This window comes from Burkholderia sp. MR1-5-21 (assembly GCF_053427715.1).
In genome coordinates this window covers 86,768-109,649 of sequence record NZ_JBSAXD010000003.1, presented here as the reverse complement: position 1 = coordinate 109,649, position 22,882 = coordinate 86,768, and the positions used below count along the sequence as shown (strand labels likewise).

At 68.9% G+C, this 22,882-nt stretch carries 14 protein-coding genes and 1 pseudogene; 10 read left to right on the top strand and 5 right to left on the bottom strand.

All coding sequences use genetic code 11. The features are described 5' to 3' along the window. Window positions 1-231 precede the first annotated feature (231 nt). The 3 genes from ACV229_RS05070 (at window position 232) to ACV229_RS05060 (ending at window position 7,986) form a co-directional block, all read left to right on the top strand. Window positions 232-2,493: a primosomal protein N' gene (locus ACV229_RS05070; RefSeq protein ID WP_448082031.1), complete on the top strand. Its 2,262-nt coding sequence runs from the start codon at window positions 232-234 to the stop codon at window positions 2,491-2,493. Window positions 2,494-2,828: 335 nt separating this feature from the next. After that, window positions 2,829-6,761, top strand: coding sequence for a trifunctional transcriptional regulator/proline dehydrogenase/L-glutamate gamma-semialdehyde dehydrogenase (putA, locus tag ACV229_RS05065; protein WP_448082030.1), 3,933 nt, complete (start codon window positions 2,829-2,831; stop codon window positions 6,759-6,761). Window positions 6,762-6,846: 85 nt separating this feature from the next. Further along, window positions 6,847-7,986 carry a branched-chain amino acid ABC transporter substrate-binding protein gene (locus ACV229_RS05060; protein WP_448082029.1) on the top strand — a complete coding sequence of 380 codons (1,140 nt, stop codon included), beginning with the start codon at window positions 6,847-6,849 and terminating at the stop codon, window positions 7,984-7,986. 113 nt (window positions 7,987-8,099) lie between these two features. Here ACV229_RS05060 and ACV229_RS05055 read toward each other — a convergent pair whose 3' ends face one another. Both ACV229_RS05055 and ACV229_RS05050 read right to left on the bottom strand, forming a co-directional pair. Beyond that, window positions 8,100-9,611 (bottom strand): class I adenylate-forming enzyme family protein, encoded by a 1,512-nt coding sequence (locus tag ACV229_RS05055; protein ID WP_448082028.1) that lies wholly within the window; start codon window positions 9,609-9,611, stop codon window positions 8,100-8,102. 41 nt (window positions 9,612-9,652) lie between these two features. After that, window positions 9,653-11,305 carry an acyl-CoA dehydrogenase family protein gene (locus tag ACV229_RS05050; protein ID WP_448082027.1) on the bottom strand — a complete coding sequence of 551 codons (1,653 nt, stop codon included), beginning with the start codon at window positions 11,303-11,305 and terminating at the stop codon, window positions 9,653-9,655. A 351-nt stretch (window positions 11,306-11,656) separates the two neighbouring features. Between ACV229_RS05050 and ACV229_RS05045 the strand changes: the two genes are divergently transcribed. The 4 genes from ACV229_RS05045 (at window position 11,657) to ACV229_RS05030 (ending at window position 16,032) form a co-directional block, all read left to right on the top strand. Next, a complete protein-coding gene (locus tag ACV229_RS05045; RefSeq protein ID WP_448082026.1) occupies window positions 11,657-12,337 on the top strand; it encodes a TetR/AcrR family transcriptional regulator in 681 nt (226 codons plus the stop codon). Window positions 12,338-12,590: 253 nt separating this feature from the next. Next, a complete protein-coding gene (locus tag ACV229_RS05040; RefSeq protein ID WP_448082025.1) occupies window positions 12,591-13,745 on the top strand; it encodes a methionine aminotransferase in 1,155 nt (384 codons plus the stop codon). A 58-nt stretch (window positions 13,746-13,803) separates the two neighbouring features. Next, window positions 13,804-14,586, top strand: a complete 783-nt coding sequence (locus ACV229_RS05035) for an ABC transporter substrate-binding protein (RefSeq protein ID WP_448082024.1) — start codon at window positions 13,804-13,806, stop codon at window positions 14,584-14,586. 30 nt (window positions 14,587-14,616) lie between these two features. Then, complete coding sequence (locus ACV229_RS05030; RefSeq protein ID WP_448082023.1) at window positions 14,617-16,032, top strand: FAD-binding oxidoreductase; 1,416 nt, start codon at window positions 14,617-14,619, stop codon at window positions 16,030-16,032. A 13-nt stretch (window positions 16,033-16,045) separates the two neighbouring features. Here ACV229_RS05030 and ACV229_RS05025 read toward each other — a convergent pair whose 3' ends face one another. Together ACV229_RS05025 and cadR are read right to left on the bottom strand one after the other, a co-directional pair. Next, on the bottom strand, window positions 16,046-16,618 hold the full coding sequence (locus ACV229_RS05025; protein ID WP_448082310.1) for a helix-turn-helix transcriptional regulator: 573 nt from the start codon (window positions 16,616-16,618) through the stop codon (window positions 16,046-16,048). Window positions 16,619-16,686: 68 nt separating this feature from the next. Continuing rightward, window positions 16,687-17,118, bottom strand: coding sequence for a Cd(II)/Pb(II)-responsive transcriptional regulator (cadR, locus tag ACV229_RS05020; protein ID WP_448082022.1), 432 nt, complete (start codon window positions 17,116-17,118; stop codon window positions 16,687-16,689). A gap of 81 nt (window positions 17,119-17,199) precedes the next feature. Between cadR and ACV229_RS05015 the strand changes: the two genes are divergently transcribed. Beyond that, window positions 17,200-20,010, top strand: coding sequence for a heavy metal translocating P-type ATPase (locus ACV229_RS05015; RefSeq protein WP_448082021.1), 2,811 nt, complete (start codon window positions 17,200-17,202; stop codon window positions 20,008-20,010). Between the two features lie 10 nt (window positions 20,011-20,020). Beyond that, on the top strand, window positions 20,021-20,392 hold the full coding sequence (locus ACV229_RS05010) for a zinc ribbon domain-containing protein (protein WP_448082020.1): 372 nt from the start codon (window positions 20,021-20,023) through the stop codon (window positions 20,390-20,392). 76 nt (window positions 20,393-20,468) lie between these two features. Here the strand turns inward: ACV229_RS05010 and ACV229_RS05005 are convergent. After that, a pseudogene (locus ACV229_RS05005) lies at window positions 20,469-21,005 on the bottom strand (AraC family transcriptional regulator); the annotation flags it as partial. Window positions 21,006-21,314: 309 nt separating this feature from the next. Between ACV229_RS05005 and ACV229_RS05000 the strand changes: the two are divergent. Further along, complete coding sequence (locus tag ACV229_RS05000) at window positions 21,315-22,778, top strand: mechanosensitive ion channel (RefSeq protein ID WP_448082019.1); 1,464 nt, start codon at window positions 21,315-21,317, stop codon at window positions 22,776-22,778. Window positions 22,779-22,882 lie beyond the last annotated feature (104 nt).

Genomic DNA, 22,882 nt, shown 5'->3' with positions numbered 1-22,882 from the left:
ACCGATTGCAGACCGGAAAAGGCAGCGGAAGGCACGGCCCCGCGTGCTTTCCGCGCAGTCGATGTCGAGTTCTCAACAAAGTTATCCACAGGCTGGTCAGGGTATACGGCGATTCTTAATGCGAATCCAAAACTTAGCGCCGAATCTGAAGTTTTACTTTAAGTTCGTCGTCACGATACGGACGCAAACGTATGCGCGCTTCGCGGGCCGCATTGCCGCCGGAGTGCGCTGATGGACGGCACCTACCTGCGGGTGGCGCTCGATCACCCGCTCGCGACCCTGTTCGACTACCGCTGCGACGCGCAACCGGCGCCCGCGCCCGGCACGCTCGTGCAGGTGCCGTTCGGCAAGCGGCATGCGGTCGGGCTCGTCTGCGAAGTGGCGACTCACACCGATGTGCCGCCGTCGCGGCTGCGCGCGGTCGACGCGATCTGCGCCGACCTCCCGCCGCTGTCGGCCAACTGGCTGGCGCTCGTGTCGTTCGCAGCCGACTACTACCAGCGCGGCCGCGGCGAGGTCGCGCTGCCCGCGCTGCCGCAGGCGCTGCGTGACGCAGGGCGCTGGGGCCGGCTGCTCGCGCCGGAAGTGCGCTACCGCGTGACCGACGGCGGCCGCGTGGCGCTGCCCGACGCGTTGCCCGCGCGCGCGGCCGCGTTACGGCGGCTTGCGCAGGCGCTCGTCGACGCCGAATCGCTGGGCCTGCCCGATGCCCGCGCGCTGCACCCGAAGGCGGTGGCGACGCTCGACGACTGGGCGGCCCAGGGCTGGGTCGACGTCGACGAAATCGGCTGGGCGGACAACCCTGTGCCCAAGTCTGTGGATAACCTGTCGACAAGCGGTGGACGAACTGTGCCGCCGCCGCTGACCGACCAGCAAGCCGAGGCGCTCGACGCGATCCGCGCCGCGCAGGGCTTCGCGCCGTTCCTGCTGCACGGCGTGACGGGCAGCGGCAAGACCGAGGTCTATCTGCATGCGCTCGCGTCGCTGCTGGACGCGCGGCCCGATGCGCAGGCGCTCGTGCTCGTCCCCGAAATCAACCTGACGCCGCAGTTCGAGGCCGCGTTTCGTGCGCGCTTCGCCGGCACGCTCGCGGCGGACGCGATCGTCACGCTGCACAGCGGCCTCGCCGAAGGCGAGCGCGCGCGCAACTGGCTCGCGGCGCACACGAGCCGCGCGCGGATCGTGCTCGGTACGCGCCTCGCGGTGCTCGCGTCGCTGCCGACGCTCGCGCTGATCGTCGTCGACGAGGAGCACGAGCCCGCGTACAAGCAGCAGGAGGGCCTGCGCTATTCGGCGCGCGACCTCGCGGTGTGGCGCGCGAAGCAGCTCGGCATCCCGGTCGTGCTCGGCTCCGCGACGCCGTCGCTCGAAACCTGGTGGCAGGCCGAGCAGGGGCGCTACACGCGGCTGACGCTGTCGCGCCGCGCGGTCGCCGACGCGGTGCTGCCGAGCGTGCGGCTGGTCGATCTCGAGGAAGAGCGGCGGCGCGGGCGCGCGTCGCAGGGCGGGCTGTCGGGCCCGCTCGTCGCGGCATTGAAGTCGCGGCTCGAGCGCAGCGAGCAGAGCCTGGTATTCCTGAACCGGCGCGGCTACGCGCCGCAGCTCGCGTGCGATGCATGCGGCTGGGTCGCCGGCTGCCCGCGCTGCAGCGCGTACGTCGTGCTGCACAAGCCCGAGCACGCGCTGCGCTGCCACCACTGCGGCTGGGAGGCGCGCATTCCGCGGTCGTGTCCCGAGTGCGGCAACGTCGACATCGCGCCGCTCGGCCGCGGCACGCAACGCATCGAGGAGGCGCTTGCCGAAGCCGTCCCCGGCGCGCGAATCCTGCGGATCGATGCCGACAGCACGCGCCGCAAGGGCAGTGCGCAGGCGCTGTTCTCCGACGTGCACGCGGGCGAGGTCGACATCCTGGTCGGCACGCAGATGATCGCGAAAGGTCACGATTTCCAGCGCGTGTCGCTGGTCGGCGTGCTCAACGCCGACACCGCGCTGTTCTCGCACGATTTCCGTGCGAGCGAGCGGCTGTTCGCGCAGCTGATGCAGGTGAGCGGCCGTGCAGGGCGCGCCGGATTGCCGAGCGAAGTGCTCGTGCAGACGCGTTATCCGCGCCACGCGCTGTATCACGCGCTCGCACGCCAGGATTACGTCGGTTTCGCGAATTCCACGCTCGGCGAGCGGCGCGACGCGCATCTGCCGCCGTTCGTCTACCAGGCGCTGCTGCGCGCGGAAGGGCGCACGCTCGATGCGGCGCTCGCGTTCCTGCAGCAGGCGGCCGCCGTGCTGCCGGGGCTGCCCGGCGCGGATCGCGTGACGGTCTACGACGCGGTGCCGATGACGATCGTGAAGGTCGCGAACGTCCATCGCGCGCAACTGCTCCTCGAAAGCGCGTCGCGGGCCGCGCTGCAGCACGCGCTGCGCGCGTGGCAATACGAGCTGCGCGCGCTGAAGGGCGTGCTGCGGTGGAGTGTCGAGGTCGATCCGCTGGATGTCTGACGCGACGCGCCGGCGCACGCGTTGCGACGCGCGTGCGACCGCCCGGCGAGCGTCGCCGCCACCGCCATTCAAAGCCATCGCAACCCGGATTTCACCCTCCCGTTACACGAACGCGGTTGCCCAGACGTGTCCGCGCCCCCCGAATCAGGGAAAATCCCGATCCCCTCACTGCGGGCAACTCCTAGGTTGCAACTCCGTAAGCTGCTGATTATATTGGGTATTCTTTGGGTGCAACCGATCGGGAAATCTGGTTGCACCTTTTTATTGCGTGCCGTAGGATTTCGCGCATCCTCTCACGTCAATTGGCCGGTCTCCCGCCGGCGCACGAACCCATCATGGCAAGCACCACCCTTGGCGTCAAAGTCGACGACCTGCTCCGCTCGCGCCTGAAAGACGCCGCAGCGCGACTGGAACGGACTCCCCACTGGCTGATCAAGCAGGCGATCTTCGCGTATCTCGAGCGTATCGAGCACGGCCAGCTGCCGCCGGAACTGTCCGGCCACAGCGGCGTCACCGAGCTCGCCGACGGCCAGGGCGGCGACGGCGACGACGACAACTCCCCGCATCCGTTCCTCGAGTTCGCGCAGAACGTGCAGCCGCAGTCGGTGCTGCGCGCGGCGATCACCGCCGCGTATCGTCGCCCCGAGCCGGAATGCGTGCCGTTCCTGCTCGGCCAGGCGCGGCTGCCCGCGAACCTGCAGACGGACGTGCAGACGCTCGCCACGCAGCTCGTCGAGGCGCTCCGCGAGAAGAGCTCGGGTGGCGGCGTCGAAGGGCTGATCCACGAGTTCTCGCTGTCGAGCCAGGAAGGCGTCGCGCTGATGTGTCTCGCCGAAGCGCTGCTGCGCATTCCGGACCGCGCGACCCGCGATGCGCTGATTCGCGACAAGATCAGCAAGGGCGACTGGCGCTCGCACGTCGGCCACGCGCCGTCGCTGTTCGTCAACGCGGCGACCTGGGGGCTGATGATCACCGGCAAGCTCGTGACGACCAACAGCGAAGCGGGCCTGTCGTCGGCGCTCACGCGCCTGATCGGCAGGGGCGGCGAGCCGCTGATCCGCAAGGGCGTCGACATGGCGATGCGCCTGATGGGCGAGCAGTTCGTGACCGGCGAAACGATTTCCGAAGCGCTCGCGAACAGCCGCAAGTACGAAGCGCGCGGCTTCCGCTACTCGTACGACATGCTCGGCGAAGCGGCGACGACCGAAGAGGACGCGCAGCGCTACTACGCGTCGTACGAGCAGGCGATCCACGCGATCGGCAAGGCGGCCGGCGGCCGCGGCATCTACGAAGGCCCCGGCATCTCGATCAAGCTGTCGGCGCTGCACGCGCGCTACTCGCGCTCGCAGCAGGAACGCACGATGAACGAGCTGCTGCCGCGCGTGCGCTCGCTCGCGCTGCTCGCGCGCCGCTACGACATCGGCCTGAACATCGACGCCGAGGAAGCGGACCGTCTCGAACTGTCGCTCGACCTGCTCGAGGCGCTGTGCTTCGATCCGGAACTGGCCGGCTGGAACGGCATCGGCTTCGTCGTGCAGGGCTACCAGAAGCGCTGCCCGTTCGTGATCGACTACCTGATCGATCTCGCGCGCCGCAGCCGTCACCGCCTGATGATCCGCCTCGTGAAGGGCGCGTACTGGGATACCGAGATCAAGCGCGCGCAGGTCGACGGCCTCGAAGGCTATCCGGTGTACACGCGCAAGATCTACACGGACGTGTCGTACGTTGCGTGCGCGAAGAAGCTGCTTGCGGCGCCGGACGCCGTCTATCCGCAGTTTGCGACGCACAACGCGTACACGCTCGCCGCGATCTATCACCTCGCGGGCCAGAACTACTACCCTGGCCAGTACGAATTCCAGTGCCTGCACGGCATGGGCGAGCCGCTCTATGAAGAAGTGACGGGCCGCGACAAGCTGAACCGTCCGTGCCGCGTGTACGCGCCGGTCGGCACGCACGAGACGCTGCTCGCGTACCTCGTGCGCCGCCTGCTCGAGAACGGCGCGAACACGTCGTTCGTGAACCGCATCGCGGACAAGACCGTGGCGGTGAAGGAGCTGGTTGCCGATCCGGTCGACGAAGCGTCGAAGGTCATGCCGCTCGGCGCGCCGCACGCGAAGATCCCGCTGCCGCGCCACCTGTATGGCGACGAGCGTTCCAACTCGATGGGCCTCGACCTGTCGAACGAGCACCGCCTCGCGTCGCTGTCGTCCGCGCTGCTCGCCAGCGCGCATCATCCGTGGCGTGCCGCGCCGCTGCTCGCCGACAACGCGCTCGCCGACGCGCCGGCCCGCGACGTGCGCAACCCGGCCGACCAGCGCGATCTCGTCGGCACGGTCAGCGAAGCGACGTCCGAACACGTGAGCGCCGCGCTCGCGCACGCGGTGGCCGCCGCGCCGATCTGGCAGGCGACGCCGGTCGACGCGCGCGCCGACTGCCTCGCGCGTGCCGCCGACCTGCTCGAAGCGCAGATGCACACGCTGATGGGCCTGATCGTGCGCGAAGCCGGCAAGTCGCTGCCGAACGCGATCGCGGAAATCCGCGAAGCGGTCGACTTCCTGCGCTACTACGCCGCGCAGATCCGCGACGAATTCTCGAACGACACGCACCGTCCGCTGGGCCCGGTCGTCTGTATCAGCCCGTGGAACTTCCCGCTCGCGATCTTCATGGGCCAGGTGGCGGCCGCGCTGGCGGCCGGCAACACGGTGCTCGCGAAGCCGGCCGAACAGACGCCGCTGATTGCGGCTCAAGCAGTGCGCATCCTGCGCGAGGCCGGCGTGCCGGCCGGCGCGGTGCAGCTCCTGCCGGGCAACGGCGAGACGGTCGGCGCGGCGCTGGTCGCCGACGCGCGCACCCGCGCGGTGATGTTCACCGGCTCGACCGAAGTCGCGCGCCTGATCAACAAGACGCTGTCGGCGCGCCTCGATCCGGACGGCAAGCCGATCCCGCTGATCGCCGAGACGGGCGGCCAGAACGCGATGATCGTCGATTCGTCGGCGCTCGCGGAGCAGGTCGTCGCGGACGTGATGCAGTCGTCGTTCGACTCGGCCGGTCAACGATGTTCGGCGCTGCGCGTTCTGTGTCTGCAGGACGATGTCGCCGACCGCACGCTGACGATGCTGAAGGGCGCGATGCAGGAACTCGCGCTCGGCAACCCCGATCGCCTGTCGACGGACGTCGGCCCGGTGATCGACGGTGAAGCGAAGCAGACGATCGACATGCACGTCGCGACGATGAAGGACAAGGGCCACGCGGTCACGCAGCTGCCGGCGCCGGACGCGTGCGCGCACGGCACGTTCGTGCCGCCGACGCTGATCGAGATCGGCAGCATCGACGAGCTGAAGCGCGAGGTGTTCGGCCCCGTGCTGCACGTGGTGCGGTATCGCCGCAGCGCGCTGGACAAGCTGCTCGAGCAGATCCGCTCGACCGGCTATGGCCTGACGCTCGGCATCCACACGCGGATCGACGAGACGATCGCGCACGTGATCGAGCGCGCGCATGTCGGCAACATCTACGTGAACCGCAACGTGATCGGCGCGGTGGTCGGCGTGCAGCCGTTCGGCGGCGAAGGGCTGTCGGGCACGGGCCCGAAGGCCGGCGGCGCGCTGTACCTGCAGCGCCTGCTCGCGACGCGTCCGTCCGGCCTGCCGCGCTCGCTCGCGGACATGCTGGTCGCGGACGACGTCGCCGAAGGCGACAAGCGCGAGAACCCCGCGGCCGCGCTGACGGCGCTGCGCGACTGGCTGATCGAGCAGCGCGAGCCCGCGCTGGCGGCACGCTGCGACGGTTACCTCGCGCAGGTGCCGGCGGGTGCGACCGCGGTGCTGACGGGCCCGACGGGCGAGCGAAACACGTATACACTCGGCCCGCGCGGCACGGTGCTGTGCGTGGCGGCGACGCCGAGCGGCGCGCGTGCGCAGTTCGCGGCGGTGCTCGCGACCGGTAACCGCGCGCTGTTCGCGGGTGCGGCGGGCGAGGCGCTCGTCGCCGCACTGCCGGCGGCGCTGAAGGCGCATGCGAGCGTGCGCAAGCAGGCCGATGCGGCGTTCGACGCGGTGCTGTTCGAAGGCGACAGCGACGAGCTGCAGACGCTGGTGAAGGAAGTCGCGCAGCGGCCGGGTCCGATCGTGTCGGTGCAGGGCGTGTCGGCAGGCACGTTCGAGCACGGCGACACGGAAGACTACGCGCTCGAGCGTCTGCTGACCGAGCGCTCGGTCAGCGTGAACACCGCGGCGGCGGGCGGCAATGCGAATTTGATGACGATCGGCTGACCATCCCTGCCGTTCGGATCAATAGAAAGGAAGCGGCTAGGCGATCCCGAAGCCGCTCCATTTACCCTGGTACCAAGGAGATGCTATGCAACACACGATGAAAAAGCTGGCAGGCGCGACCTTCGTCGCAGTCATGTCGCTTGCGGGGACGGCCCATGCGGATGACGTGAAGATCGGCTACGCAGGGCCAATGACGGGTGCGCAGGCGCACTACGGCAAGGACATGCAGAACGGCATCGTGCTCGCGATCGAGGACTTCAACGCGACGAAGCCGACGATCGGCGGCAAGCCGGTCAAGTTCGTGCTCGACACGCAGGACGACCAGGCCGACCCGCGCACGGGCACGACGGTTGCGCAGAAGCTCGTCGACGACGGTATCAAGGGCATGCTCGGCCACTTCAACTCGGGCACGACGATCCCGGCCTCGCGCATCTACGCGAACGCAGGCATTCCGCAGATCGCGATGGCGACCGCGCCGGAATACACGCAGCAAGGCTACAAGACGACCTTCCGCATGATGACGTCCGACACGCAGCAGGGCTCGGTGGCGGGCACGTTCGCGTCGAAGGATCTCGGCATGAAGAAGATCGCGATCGTCGACGACCGCACGGCTTACGGCCAGGGTCTTGCCGATCAGTTCGAGAAGGCCGCGAAGGCTGGCGGCGCGACGATCGTCGACCGCGAGTTCACGAACGACAAGGCGGTGGACTTCAAGGCGATCCTGACCAAGCTGAAGGCGACGAAGCCGGACCTCGTCTACTACGGCGGCGCGGATTCGCAGGCAGCGCCGATGGTCAAGCAGATGAAGGCGCTCGGCTTCACGGTGCCGCTGATGAGCGGCGAAATGGTGAAGACGCCGACGTTCCTGAAGATCGCGGGTGACGCGGCTGACGGCACGATCGCATCGCTCGCCGGCCTGCCGCTCGACGAGATGCCTGGCGGCAAGTCGTACGCCGACAAGTACAAGAAGCGCTTCGGCGAGGACGTGCAGACCTACTCGCCGTATTCGTACGACGGCGCGATGGCGCTGTTCAACGCGATGAAGAAGGCGAACTCGACCGATCCGGCGAAGTACCTGCCGGTGCTCGCGAAGACCGACATGGCGGGCGTCACGTCGACGCACGTCGCGTACGACGCGAAGGGCGACCTGAAGAACGGCGGCATCACGATGTACAAGGTCGAAAAGGGCGAGTGGAAGCCGCTGAAGAGCATCGGCGGCAAGTAAGTACCGCGTAGGCGGGCGGCGCAGTTCGTTGCCCGGCCGATCGCTCGAAAGCCACCGGACTGCGAAGTCCGGTGGCTTTTTTCCTTGGCGTGCCCATGCGCGCCGAACGCGGCTCACGCGCGGCCGTCGCGCCCGCGCAGCAGGAACTTCTGCAGCTTGCCGGTCGGCGTGCGCGGCAACGCGTCCGCGAACACGATCTCGCGCGGCACCTTGTACGCGGCAAGCCGCGCACCGCAGAACGCGCGCAGCGCGTCTGCATCGCGCGCCGCGCCTGAGCGCACGACGACGTGCGCGACCACCGTCTCGCCCCAGTCCGGATGCGGGACACCGACGACCGCCGCCTCGACGATGTCCGGATGCGCGCTCAGCACATCCTCGACTTCCTTCGAATAGACGTTCTCGCCGCCGGTGACGATCATGTCCTTCAGCCGGTCGACGAGAAACAGGTAGCCATCCTGATCGATGCGCGCCACATCGCCGGTGCGGTACCAGCCGCCCGGCGCGAACGCGGCTTGCGTCGCGGCCGGATCGTCGAGATAGCCGAGCATCATGCTGTCGGCCTTCAGCCAGATCTCGCCGGTGTCGCCCGGCTGCGCGTCGCCGCCGTCCGTGCGCACGACGCGCAGGTCGACGCCGGGGGCGCCGCAGCGGCCGATCGAGCCCGCCTTCGCGGTCTGCTCGTCCGGATACAGCGCGGTGCCGCTCGGGCCGGTTTCGGTCATTCCGTACACCTGATAGAACGCGTCGCGGTACGCGCGCGCGAGCCGCTCGGCCTGCGCGGTGCCGATCGGCCCGCCGCCGTAGATCCACGCGCGCACGCTCGTCAGGTCGAATGCGGCAAAGCCTTCGATCGTGTCCAGCGGCAGCGTGTACGACACCGGCGCCCCGAAATACAGCGTGATGCGCTCGCGTTCCACCGTTTGCAGGAAGCGCAGCGGATGGTATTCGCGCAGCAGCACGACCGTGCCGCCGACGTACAGCGTGCCGCCGAACCAGTTGTTGAGCGGTGACGAATGCCAGATCGGCATCGCCATCAGCGTGCGCTCGTCGTGCGTGATCGACAGCGCGACCGCGGCCTGCATGGCTGCGAGCGTCACCGTGCGATGGCTGTGCACGCAGCCTTTCGGGCGGCCGGTCGTGCCGGATGTGTAGAGGATCTGCGCAACGTCGGCGTCGGCGGGTTCGATGCCGGCGATGCCGTCCAGCGTCGCGAGCATCTTGTCGAAGCACGGCAGCCCGTCGAGCGCGCCTTCGGTCGACAGGCGCCGCGCCGGATGTGCGACGCGTTCGAGCACGCTCGCCAGCGCCGCATCGAACAGGATCACCTTGCTGCGGCTGTGCTCGAGCACGTAGTCGACTTCCGGCGCCTGCAGCTTGTGGTTGACCGGCACGAACGCCGCGCCGAGCCGCCATGCGCCGAACAGCGCGTCGACGAACGCGGGCGTGTTGAAGCACATCGCGGCGACGCGGTCGCCGGCCGCGACGCCGAGCGCGCTCAGCACGGCCGCCGCGCGATGCGAACGGTCGCGCGCCTGCGCATACGTGATCGTCGCGCCGTCGTGGCGCAGGAACGGTTTGTCGGGCGTGGCGCGCGCGGCGCGGTCGAGGGCAGCGACGAGGTTCATTTGAGGCTCCGGGGCGAAGGGCGGCGGGTGACGCGGCGCCGTCAGGCCGGATACGCGCGCTGCAGCAGCGCGGCGATATCGACGCCGCGCGGATCGAAGCCGCCGGCGATGCGGCCCCACGCCGGCTCGGCGAGCCGCGTCGCGATGAACGCGTCGGCCACCGCGGCCGGCGCGTCGCGGCGCAGCAGGCACGCCTGCGCGGCGAGCACGAGGCGCTGCGCGAACAGGCGGCCGGACGCCTCGAGCATGTCGGGCGGCGCGGCGAGCATCGCGCGCAGCGTGTCGAGGGCCGCACGCAGCCGCGGCTCGCCGGCGGCCGCTTCGTTCAGTTCGCCGAGCAGCGCGGCGGCGGCGTCCGGCTCGCGCGACACCGCGCGCAGCACGTCGAGGCACATCACGTTGCCGGAGCCTTCCCAGATCGAGTTCACGGGCGCCTCGCGGAACAGCCGCGCGATCGGGCCGTCGTCGACGTAGCCGTTGCCGCCGAACACTTCCATCACTTCGCCGGTCAGCTCGACCGCGCGCTTGCAGACCCAGAATTTCGCGGCGGGCGTGACGATCCGCTTCCACGCCTGCTCGAGCGGCGTGTCGTCGCGTTCGAACGCGGTCGCGAGCCGCATCGCGAGCGCGAGCGCCGCTTCGCTTTCGAGCGCGAGATCGGCGAGCACCGTGCGCATCAGCGGCTGCTCGGCGAGCGCGCGGCCGAACGCGTGGCGCTGCCGCGTGTACGCGATCGCCTGCACGACGCCCTGGCGCAGCATCGCCGCGCTGCCGAGCACGCAGTTCAGGCGCGTGTAGGTCGCCATCTCGATGATGGTCGGAATCCCGCGGCCTTCGTCGCCGAGCATGATGCCCCACGCGTCGCCGAGTTCGATCTCGCTGCTCGAGTTGCTGCGGTTGCCGACCTTGTCCTTCAGGCGCTGGATCTCGACCGCGTTCTTCGTGCCGTCGGGCAGCCAGCGCGGCACGTAGAAGCACGACGGGCTGCCGGTGTCGGTGCGTGCGACGACGAGGTGCGCGTCGCACATCGGTGCCGAGAAGAACCATTTGTGGCCGCGCAGCAGGTATTCGCCGCCGCGGCCGCCCGCGCCGACCGGCGTCGCGAGCGTCGTGTTCGCGCGCACGTCGGAGCCGCCCTGTTTCTCGGTCATTCCCATCCCGAACCAGACCGAGCGCTTTTGCGCGATCGGCACGTCGCGCGGGTCGTAGACGTCGCTGTAGAGCTTGTCACGCAGCAGGTCCCACAGTGCGGGCTCCTTCTGCAGCACGGGGATCGCGGCCTGCGTCATCGTCGCCGGGCACAGCGTGCCGGCCTCGATCTGGCCGTGCAGGTAGAAGCCGGCCGCGGTCGCGGCCCAGCGGCCGGGCCGCGTGTCACGGAACGCGAGCGACACGAAGCCTTCCTCGCGATACATGCCGAGCAGCGTGTGCCACGCCGGGTGGAAGTCGACGCGGTCGATGCGCCGGCCGCGCCGGTCGAACGCGTTCAGTTCCGGCGGATGGCGGTTCGCGTCTTCGGCGAGTTGCGCGGTGTCGGCGCTGCCGAGCCGCGCGCCGTATGCGTCGAGCTGGGGCATTGCCCAGTCGGCGCCGACGCGCGCGAGCGCGTCGCGCAGCGCGGCGTCGGTCGCAAAGAGGTTATAGTCGACCAGTTCGTCGAACTGGTTCGCGACTGCGTGCGTCGTTCCCGTCATCGAGGTGTCTCCGTTTGTCGACCTGAGTTAGCGCTTCAGCGCTTACTCAGGTCCCATGCTTCGCGGTCGACCCGAGTTAGCGCTTCAGGGCTTACTCGGGCCCCATGCTTCGCGGCCGGCTTGAGTTGGCGCTTTGGCGTTTGATCGGGTCCCATGCTTCGCGGCCGGCTTGAGTTGGTGCTTTGGCGCTTGATCAGGTCTCATGCTTCGCGGTCGGCCTGGGTTGGCGCTTTAGCGCTTATTCAGGTCCCATGCTTCGCTATCGACCCGAGTTGGCGCTTTTGCGTTCATTTGGCGCTAGCTCCGGTCCCGTACAAATCTCGTCATGTCCTGATTTTCAGAGTAGCAAATATGCCGCCGCGACATGTTCAGGTTCCGGCGCCGCCCGGCCGGCCGGCGGCGCAACCCCGTCCCGCCTTGCGCCGCCGGCCGCGTCAGACGCGCGCGCAGGCGACGTCCGACGCGCTGCAGCAGGCGTTTGTTCAGCTTTGGCTCGAGCGCGGCTACGCGAAAGCGACGATCCGGGAGATTGCAGCGGTCGCGGGCGTGAGCGTCGGCACGTTCTATGAGTATTACGCCGACAAGCAGAGCCTCGCGGCGCTGTGCATCCACCGGCGCGTGCAGGCGCTGACCGACCGGCTGCGCGCGGCGGCGCACGCGCTGCGCGGCGCGTCGCGCGCGCAGGTCGCCGCCGCGCTCGTCGATCTGCAGGTCGATGTCGTGCAGGCGGACGTGGCGCTGTGGAGCGCGCTTTTCGCGCTCGAGCGGCAGGTGTCGCCGCTCGCTGCGTACCGGCGGCATTACGACGCTTACGTCGCGTTGTGGCGGGATGCGTTGGCCGGCGCCGCAGATCCTCCGCCGGCGGCGCGGCTCGACGGACTCGCGCGGATGGCGCATGCGGCCTGCTACGGGTGGATCTCGCAGTCGCTGCTGACGCTCGGGCCCGCGCTCGATGCGCACGCGTTGCGCGGTGAATTGCAGGCGGTGCTGCGCGCGTATCTGGCGGCGGGGCTGGTGGTATCGGGCGAGTAAGGACGAGTAAGGACGAATCAGGGCGGAACGCGCCGGCGCGCACCGGCGCACGATGCGCGCGGATTCGTCCGCCGCATGCCGTGACCGCCAGGCGCCGTGAACCGATGACTCCATCGTCGACGAGCCATGAGCTGAATGCATGGCTGCCATGACGAACTTTCGATTGTCTGTCGATATTGGATCGGGCTAAATCCTCCTCAATAGCCGGGCCGCGCGATCGCGCCCGTCAATCAGGCATCACCAAGGAGGAGTCATGCGAAGCGCTACCGCGCCCCGTTCGAAGCTGCCCGACGTCGGGACCACGATCTTTACCGTGATCGGCCAGCTCGCCGCGCAGCACGATGCGCTGAACCTGTCGCAGGGCGCGCCGAATTTCGCGCCGGATCCGGCGCTCGTCGAGGGCGTCGCGCGTGCGATGCGCGACGGGCACAACCAGTACGCGCCGATGGCCGGCGTCGCGCAGCTGCGCGACCGGCTCGCCGAGAAGGCCGAGGCGCTGTACGGCACGCGCTACGACCCGGCGACCGAGGTGACGGTGATCGCGAGCGCGAGCGAAGGCCTTTATGCGGCGATCAGTGCGCTCGTGCATCCGGGCGACGAGGTGATCTACTTCGAGCCGTCGTTCGACAGCTACGCGCCGATCGTGCGGATGCAGGGCGCGACGCCCGTCGCGATCAAGCTGTCGCCCGAGCATTTCCGCGTCGACTGGGACGAGGTCGCCGCGGCGATCACCCCGCGTACGCGGATGATCATCGTCAACACGCCGCACAACCCGACCGCGACCGTGTTCTCCGCCGACGATCTCGCACGGCTCGCGCAGCTCACGCGCGACACCGACATCGTGATCCTGTCCGACGAGGTCTACGAGCACGTCGTGTTCGACGGCGCGCAGCACCAGAGCATGGCGCGCAGCCGCGAACTCGCCGAACGCAGCGTGATCGTGTCGTCGTTCGGCAAGTCGTTCCACGTGACCGGCTGGCGGGTCGGCTACTGTCTCGCGCCGGCCGAGCTGATGGACGAGATCCGCAAGGTGCACCAGTTCATGGTGTTTTCGGCCGATACGCCGATGCAGATCGCATTCGCGGAGATCCTCGCGCAGCCCGACAGCTATCTCGGCCTGTCGGCGTTCTACCAGGCAAAGCGCGACCTGCTCGCGCGCGAGCTTGCCGATTCCCGCTTCGAGCTGCTGCCGAGCGAAGGCTCGTTCTTCATGCTCGCGCGATTCCGGCATTTCTCCGACGAGCGCGACAGCGATTTCGTGCTGCGCCTGATCCGCGACGCACGCGTCGCGACGATTCCGCTGTCGGCGTTCTACACCGACGGCACCGATGCCGGCGTGATCCGGCTCAGCTTTTCGAAGGACGACGCGACGCTGATCGAAGGCGCGCGCCGCCTGCGCACGTTCTGACCGAGACGGCGGCCGCCGGCGCGCCAAGACCCACGCTTCAAGGTTCAAGGAGATCACGATGAAACACCTGAAACTCTGGCTCGCGCTCGCCTGCGCGTTCGGTTCCGGCGCGGCGCTCGCCGACGCGCAGCAGACGCTGCGTTTCGGCCTCGAGGCGCAGTATCCGCCGTTCGAATCGAAGGCGCCGAACGGCGACCTGCAAGGCTTCGACATCGACGTCGGCAACGCGGTATGCAAGACCGCGCAGCTGTCATGCAAGTGGGTCGAGACGTCGTTCGACGGGCTGATCCCGGCGCTGCAGGGGCGCAAGTTCGACGCGATCAACTCGGCGATGAACGCGACCGAGCAGCGCCGCCAGGCGATCGATTTCACGACGATCATCTATCGCGTGCCCACGCAGCTGATCGCACGCAACGGCAGCGGCCTGCTGCCGACGCCGGAATCCCTGAAGGGCAAGCGCGTCGGCGTGCTGCAGGCGTCGATCCAGGAAACCTACGCGAAGGCGCACTGGGAGCCGGCGGGCGTCTCGATCGTCGCGTACCAGGACCAGAACCAGGCGTATGCGGATCTCGTGTCGGGACGCCTCGACGCGACGCTGGTGCTGGCGCCGGCCGGCCAGCGCGGTTTCCTGTCGCGTCCGGACGGCAAGGATTTCGCGTTCGTCGGCCAGCCGGTGCACGACGACAAGATTCTCGGCAGCGGCATCGCATTCGGGCTGCGCAAGGGCGACGATGCGCTGAAGGCGAAGCTGAACGCGGCGATCGACAAGCTGAAGGCGGACGGCACGGTGAAGTCGCTGGGCCAGAAGTATTTCGGCAACATCGACATCTCGACGAAGTAAGCGAGGCAGCGCGCGATGCATGGCCAGCACATGACCGCCGCAGGCGATGAACGGAGTGGCGTGCGGACGTCCGCCGGCGCGATCGATGCCGCGCTCGTCGCCGAACTGGGCGATGCGCTCGTCACGCTGGGGCCCGATATCGATCCGCGTTTTTTCACCGCGTACAACGAGCCGCCCGGCGTTCGGCCGCGCGCGCTGGTTCGCCCGCGCAGCGTCGACGAGGTGTCGCGGACGCTCGCGCTATGTACGCGGCTCGGGCAGCCGGTCGTGCCGCAAGGCGGGCTGACCGGCCTCGCGCGTGGCGCGGTCGCACTCGGCGGCGAAGTGGTGCTGTCGATGGAGCGCTTTGCCGGCGTCGAGTCGCTCGACGCAGCGGCGGCCACGATCACCGTGCGCGCCGGTACGCCGCTGCAGACGGTGCAGGAGGCCGCGGAGGCGGCAGGCTTCACGTTTGGCGTCGATCTCGGCGCGCGCGGATCATGCCAGATCGGCGGCGCGCTTGCGACGAATGCCGGCGGCACGCGCGCAATCCGTTACGGGATGATGCGCGAGCAGGTGCTCGGGCTCGAGGCCGTGCTCGCGGACGGCACGATCGTCACGTCGATGAACCGGATGCTGAAGAACAACGCGGGCTACGACCTGAAGCAATTGTTCGTCGGCAGCGAGGGCACGCTCGGCGTGATCACGCGCGCGGTGCTGCGGCTGCACCCGAAGGTCGCCGCGCCGGCCACAGCGCTGTGCCGGGTGAGCGACTACGACGCGGTCGTCAGGCTGTGGAACCGCGTGCGCGCGCTGCCGGAGATCGTCAGTTTCGAAGCGATGTGGCCGGCGTTCTACGCATACGTCGCCCGCCATACACCCGGGGTCGTCGCGCCGTTCGACGGCGATGGCGGTTTCGCGGTGCTGATCGAGTGCGCGACGAGCGCGCCAGGCGGCGACGCGTACCATGCGCTCGAAAACTGCCTGACGGATGGCTTCGATGCGGGGCTCGTCGACGACGCGGCGCTCGCGACGTCGGAGCGGCAGGCGGGCGACATGTGGACGCTGCGCGAAGGCCTCGCGATCGACGCGCTGCCGAATCTCGTCAACTTCGACGTCAGCCTGCCGACAGGCGAGCTCGGCGCGTTCGCCGAGCGCTGCGAAGCGGCGCTGCGCGCGCGCTGGCCGGAGATCGTGTGCCTGTTCTTCGGTCACGTCGGCGACGGCAACGTGCATATCGGCGTATCGCTTGCCGGGATGGACGCGGCGGGCGCCGAGGCGCTCGATCGGTGCGTATATGCGGTCGTACGGGAGATGGGCGGCTCGATCTCCGCAGAGCACGGCATCGGCGTGCTCAAGCGTCCGTATCTCGCGCATACGCGCAGCGAAACGGAAATCGGCCTGATGCGGCGGCTGAAGGCCGCACTCGATCCGGGCGGCATCCTGAACCCCGGCAAGGTGCTGTGACGCGCGGTGCGTGTCAGCCGTCGACCCAGCTGAGCGCGCCGATCTTCAGGTGCTCGACCACGCTGCGCACCCAGCCGAGTTCGGCATCGAGCAGCACGAGCGCGTGCTCGTTCTGCAGCAGGAACAGCCGCGACACCTGTCTCGCCTGCGCGGTGTTGCGCAGCGCTTCGAGGCGCTCGCGCTCGGACTCGAGCGCGGCGATGCGGCGCTCGAGCTGATGGCGGGCATCTTCGGCGTCGAGCAGCGGCAGGAACGCGAGCCCGGCGCCGAACGTCGGGAATTCACGGGCAGGCTCGGCAAGCAGCGCGTGCAGCCAGGCACCCCCGGCGGCGCGCCCCGCATCGGTCAGCGCGTAAAGCGTGCGTTCCGGAAATGCGCCGTCGCGCTCGGTGTCGTGCACGGCGATCAGGCCGTCGCGCAACAGCCGGTCGATCGTCTGATACAGGCTCGTGCGCTGCCGTACGTTCACGACTTCGTCGTGGCCGCGCGACTTCAATTGCTGCAGCATCCCGTATGGATGCATCGGGGCTTCGGTAAGCGTCGCGAGGATCGCGAGCGCCAGGGGCGATGGGCGGTTCATGATTATGAATAGTTAATGCATATCTAGTAATTCAATGACTAGTTTATGCGTGACTATCATATTCGACAAGGCTCTCAGCCGAGGTGCGTGCGCTTCGCGGCCGGCGCGACCGTCTCCATCGTCGCGAGTCCGTGCACGATCCCGCAATCTTCGACCGAGTGTTCGCCGACGCATTGACGGCGCAGTTCGGTCAGCTGGTCGCGCAGATGCGTGAGTTCCGCGAGGCGCGCATCGACGTGGCCGATGTGCTCGTCGAGCAGCGAGTTGATCGAATCGCAGCGGTCGCCGGGCGTATCGGTGAGCTGCAGCAGCGCGCGGATCTCGTCGTGCGCCATGTCGAGCGCGCGGCAGTTGCGGATGAAGCGCAGCCGTTCGACGTGCGTTTCCGTGTAGTTCCGGTAGTTCGCGTCGGTGCGCTCCGCATCGGGCATCAGGCCCTCTTTCTCGTAGAAACGGATCGTCTCGGGCGTGCAGCGCGCCGCTTTGGCGAGTTCGCCGATCTTCATACCTTTCTCCCGATCAAGGCTTGACCTTGTAGTGGCTTCAGGGTGTTAACTCTACACCGTCTAGCCATACAGGAGGTTGCGATGACCGACGCCCAGCGTCTCCACGACGAACGACACCGCACGGACGGCGCCGCCGATGCGTGCTGCGCCGATGCGCATGGCTCATGCGCCGTGGCTGTCGCCGACGCGGCGCCGGAGGCCGGCGGGTCCGTGTCCGGCGGGCAAGCCGCCGCGCGGGCGACGCAACCGCACGCCTGCGGTCACGACCACGCACATGAGCATCACGCCGAGGCCGAGCACGACGACGGCCGCGCGCATCGCCACAGCCATGCGCGCACGGAAGGCCACGATCATGACCGTGCTCACGCATGCAGCCATGACCACGATGGCCAAGACGACGGACGCGATCACGCGCATGGCCACGATCACGGCCATGACGACGGACGCGAACATGCGCATGGCCACGATCACGGCCATGACGACGGACGCGAACATGCGCATGACCACGATCACGGCCATGACGGCGGACGCGAACATGCGCATGGCCACGGTCACGGCCATGACGGCGGACGCGAACATGCGCATGGCCACGGTCACGGCCATGACGGCGGTCACGACCATGCGCACGGCTGCGATCACGGCCATGACCACGCCCACGCCCACGCCCACGCCCACGACCACGCCGGCGGCGACTGCTGCGCGCCCGCGGCGCTGACGCTCGCGCCGCTGCCCGTGTCGCAGGCCACTGCATCGGGCCACGTGCGCTCGGCGTTCCGGATCATGCAGATGGACTGCCCGACCGAGGAGACGCTGATCCGCAAGAAGCTCGGCGGCATGCGCGAGGTCGCGACGCTCGAATTCAACCTGATGCAGCGAATGCTGACCGTCGAGCACGCGCCGGGCGCGCAGGCGGCGATTGCCGGCGCGATCCGCGCGCTCGGCATGACGCCCGAGGCCGCATCGGCCGGCGCGCCGTCGGCGTCCGCCGCACCTGCGCCGGCGAAGCCGTGGTGGCCGCTCGCGCTGGCGGGCGCGGCCGCGCTCGCGTCGGAAGCGGCGAGCTGGCTCGGCCAGCCGGCGTGGCTCGTCGCCGCGCTCGCGCTCGCGGCGGTGCTCGCGTGCGGGATCACCACGTACAAGAAGGGCTGGATCGCGCTGCGCAACGGCAACCTGAACATCAACGCGCTGATGAGCATCGCGGTGACGGGCGCGATGGCGATCGGCCAGTGGCCCGAAGCGGCGATGGTGATGGTGCTGTTCACGATCGCCGAACTGATCGAGGCGAAGTCGCTCGACCGCGCGCGCAACGCGATCCAGGGGCTGATGCGGCTCGCGCCCGACACGGCGACCGTCCAGCAGGCCGACGGCTCATGGCGCGCGATCGAGGCGGCCCGCGTGGCGCTCGGCGCGGTCGTGCGCGTGAAGCCGGGCGAGCGGATCGGCCTCGACGGCGAAGTCGTCGCGGGCCGCTCGACCGTGAACCAGGCGCCGATCACCGGCGAAAGCCTGCCCGTCGAGAAGACGTCCGGCGACACCGTGTTCGCCGGCACGATCAACGAGTCCGGCTCGTTCGACTACCGGGTGACCGCGGTCGCGGCGAACACGACGCTCGCGCGCATCATCCACGCGGTCGAGGAGGCGCAGGGCGCGAAGGCGCCGACGCAGCGCTTCGTCGACCAGTTCGCGCGGGTCTACACGCCGATCGTGTTCGCGATCGCGCTGCTGGTCGCGGCGGTGCCGCCGATCGTCGCGGGCGGCGCGTGGCACGAATGGATCTATCGCGCGCTCGTGCTGCTGGTGATCGCGTGCCCGTGCGCGCTCGTGATCTCGACGCCGGTGACGATCGTGTCGGGGCTGGCTGCGGCCGCGCGGCGCGGGATTCTCGTGAAAGGCGGCGTGTATCTGGAAGAAGGCCGCAAGCTCGCATGGCTCGCGCTCGACAAGACCGGCACGATCACGCACGGCAAGCCGGTGCAGACCGATTTCGTGCTGCGCGTGGCCGATACCGACGCCGCGCGTGTCCGGCACCTTGCCGCGAGCCTCGCCGCGCGTTCGGATCACCCCGTGTCGCAGGCGATCGCGGCAGCAGGCCGGTCGGCGGATGCCGCGCCGTTCGCCGACGTGCAGGACTTCGAAGCATTGCTCGGGCGCGGCGTGCGCGGCACGATCGGCGGCGCGGGCTACTGGCTCGGCAACCACCGGCTCGTCGAAGAGCTCGAGCGCTGCTCGCCGGAGCTCGAAGCGCAGCTTGACGCGCTGGAGCGGCAGGGCAAGAGCGTCGTGATGCTGATCGACGACGTGCGCGTGCTCGGCGTGTTCGCGGTGGCCGACACGATCAAGGACACGAGCCGCGCGGCGATCGCCGAGCTGCATGCGCTCGGCATCCGCACCGCGATGCTGACGGGCGACAACCCGCACACCGCGCAGGCGATCGCGCAGCAGGCCGGCATCGACGACGCGCGCGGCAACCAGCTTCCCGAGGACAAGCTCGCGGCAGTCGAAGAGCTGGCTGCCGGCGCGGGGGCGGTCGGGATGGTCGGCGACGGGATCAACGACGCGCCGGCGCTCGCGCGCGCCGACATCGGCTTCGCGATGGGCGCGATGGGCACCGACACCGCGATCGAGACGGCCGACGTCGCGCTGATGGACGACGACCTGCGCAAGATCCCCGCGTTCGTGCGGCTGTCGCGCGCGACGCACCGCGTGCTGGTGCAGAACATCGGCTTCGCGCTCGGCGTGAAGCTCGTGTTCCTCGGCCTGACGGTCGCGGGGTTCGGCACGATGTGGATGGCGGTGTTTGCGGACGCGGGCGCGAGCCTGATCGTCGTCGGCAACGGGTTGCGGCTGCTGTCGTCCGCACGGGCGTTCGGCGGCGCGCAGGCGAAACGCTGAGGAGCGGGCGATGAGCTTTCTGAAACGGATCCTGGGCGGCCATGACGGTGGCCATGATGGTGGGCATGGCGGCGGGCATCGAAGCGACGGGCATCGAAGCGACGGGCATCACGGCGGGCACGGCCGCGATGGTCGCGACCGCCACGATGCGCGTGGCCGTGACCGTCACGGCTGGGGCTGGCAGGCGCCGGCCGGCGCCGGCGCGGGCAACGCGCCGCTGCGCGAGCTCGCATGCGCGGGTTGCGGCGCGCTCAACGCGGCGGACGCACGCTTCTGCACACAGTGCGGCACTGCGCAGCGTGGCAAGTCCTGCAGCCGCTGCCATTCGGCGCTGGCCGCCGACGCGCGCTTCTGCCCGGCGTGCGGCACGCAGGCCGCCTAGCGGCCATTTGCGCCGGCAACGTGCGCGCGCCCCGCTGGCGCCGGTTCATGCCGAAACCGGCGCGCCGGTGCCCCGGTCAGCGCAGCGGCAGATAGATCTCGGTGCGCAGGTCGGCCGGCGCAGCATCCATCGGCGTGTTCAGGTACAGCTCGAACGGCGGCGCGTCGGCGGCTTCGCGGCCCGAATGACGCAGCCAGTCGCCGTACAGCCACTGATAGGCCGTCTTCAGGTCCGCGTACGGCCCCGTGTGCAGCAGCACCGCATATTCGCCGCCCGGCACCGTCACACGCTCGACTGGCGGCGCCGGTTCCACGTCCGGCGCACCGTCGGCCGTCACGAAGCAGGCTTTCGCGCGCAGCTGCGCTTCGGGCGTGGTGTCCGGATCGTCGTAAAAGATTCCGATCATCTTCGTGCCGGGGCCGATGAGCCCATGCTGCCCGACCCACGCGCCGATCCGCGCGAACGCGTTGCTGACCAGCATGTACGACCCCGTGTGAGCAACCGCATAGCCGCTCAGCGCCGGCAGGCGCCGGATCTCGACTTCCTGTTTGAACATGTTTTTCGCTCCTCTCAGTAGCGGACAAGTGGGCCGGTGGACGCGCGCGAGACGGTGCGCATCACGCATCCGACAAGGCGTTTCTTCTTTCATCGGCGCATCCGGGAAGGACCGAAGCCACGTTAGCACGACGCGCTTCGATATTTTTCGCGGACTTGCGTAGTCGCCCGAGCGACCGGGCCCCAATTTAATTTTGAAATAAGGTTCCGACCTCGTCCGCCAATGTCTAAAGTTAAAGACGGTGAAATCGGAGGAAGTCGTCATTTTTCTGAGTTAAGTTGCACGAGCGGGATAGCGCGTCATTTCGAAGTACGCAGGTAGTTCGTCGATCGTCAATCGCAACGCCACGTTTTCGGGAGAGAAGAAATGGATGCATCCAGCTTCATCACAACGCTGCAGACCACGCTGGGGGGGTACCTGCCGAAGATTGCCGGCGCGATCGGCATCCTGGTGATCGGCTGGCTGATCGCCGTCGCGGTGCGGGCCGGCACGCTGCGCCTCCTCGGTGCGCTGAAGGTCGATCAGCGGATCACCGAAAGCACCGGGCAAGGCGCGTATATCGAGCGGATCATCGCCGGCGGCCTGTTCTGGCTCGTACTGCTCGTCACCGCGGTGGGCATCTTCAACGTGCTGAACCTGTATGCGGTGTCGAATCCGTTCTCGCTGCTTGTCACCCATATCGTCAACTACCTGCCGAACCTGATCGGCGGCGGGGCGCTCACGCTGATCGCGTGGCTGATCGCGTCGCTGTTGCGCAGCCTCGCGAACCGCGCGCTGAAAGCGTGCAAGGTCGACGACAAGCTGACCGAAAGCGCGGGCATGCAGCCGATGAGCGGCTATCTCGGCGACGTGCTGTTCTGGCTCGTGATCCTGATGTTCCTGCCGGCGATCCTGTCCGCGTTCGCGCTGTCCGGCCTGCTGTCGCCGGTGCAGGGGATGGTCGACAAGCTGCTCGCGATCGTGCCGAACGTGTTCGCGGCGGCGGTGATCGGCGTCGTCGGCTGGATCGTCGCGCGGGTGCTGCGCGGGCTCGTCACCAACCTGCTGATCGCGGCGGGCGCGGACAAGCTCACGGAGCGCGTCGACACCCCGACGCCGGTGCGGGTGTCGAGCTTCGTCGGCACCGTCGTCTATGTGTTCGTGTTCGTGCCGACGCTGATCTCCGCGCTCGACGCGCTGAAGATCGACGCGATCTCCGGCCCCGCGACCAACATGCTGAACCAGTTCCTGTCCGCGGTGCCGGACATCGTCGCGGCGCTCGTGATCGTGCTCGTCACGTTCTATTTCGCGCGCTTCGTCGCGTCGCTCGCGCAGAAGCTGCTGGTCGCGGCGGGCGTCGACGGCCTGCCGAAGGTGCTCGGCGTCGAGCCCGTGTTCTCGGGCATGCTGCAGCCGTCGGTGCTGGTGGCGCGGCTGATCGTGTTCTTCGCGATGCTGTTCGCGGCGGTCGAGGCCGCGAACCGGCTCGGTTTCTCGCAGGTGCGCGACGTCGTCACGCTGTTCATCGAATTCGGCGGCCACGTGCTGATGGGCGGCGTGATCCTCGTGATCGGCTTCTGGCTCGCGGGCCTTGCGCGCCGCGTGATCCAGCAGGCGGACAGCGAGCACAGCGTGCTGTTCGCGCGCATCGCGCAGTTCGCGATCCTCGGCCTCGTGTTCGCAATGGGGCTGCGCGCGATGGGCATCGCGAACGAGATCGTCCAGCTCGCATTCGGGCTCGTGCTCGGCGCGATCGCGGTGGCGGTCGCGCTGTCGTTCGGCCTCGGCGGCCGCGAGGCGGCCGGCAAGCTGCTCGACCGCTGGTTCAACCAGCGCGGCGGCGGCCAGTAAGCGGCAGGCGCCAGGCTCGTGCGCCGGGTGCGTATCGTGTCCCGGTCGCGCGCGCAGTCGCGCCGATTCCCGGTGCGGCAACGCTTCGCGCGTTGCCGCACGTC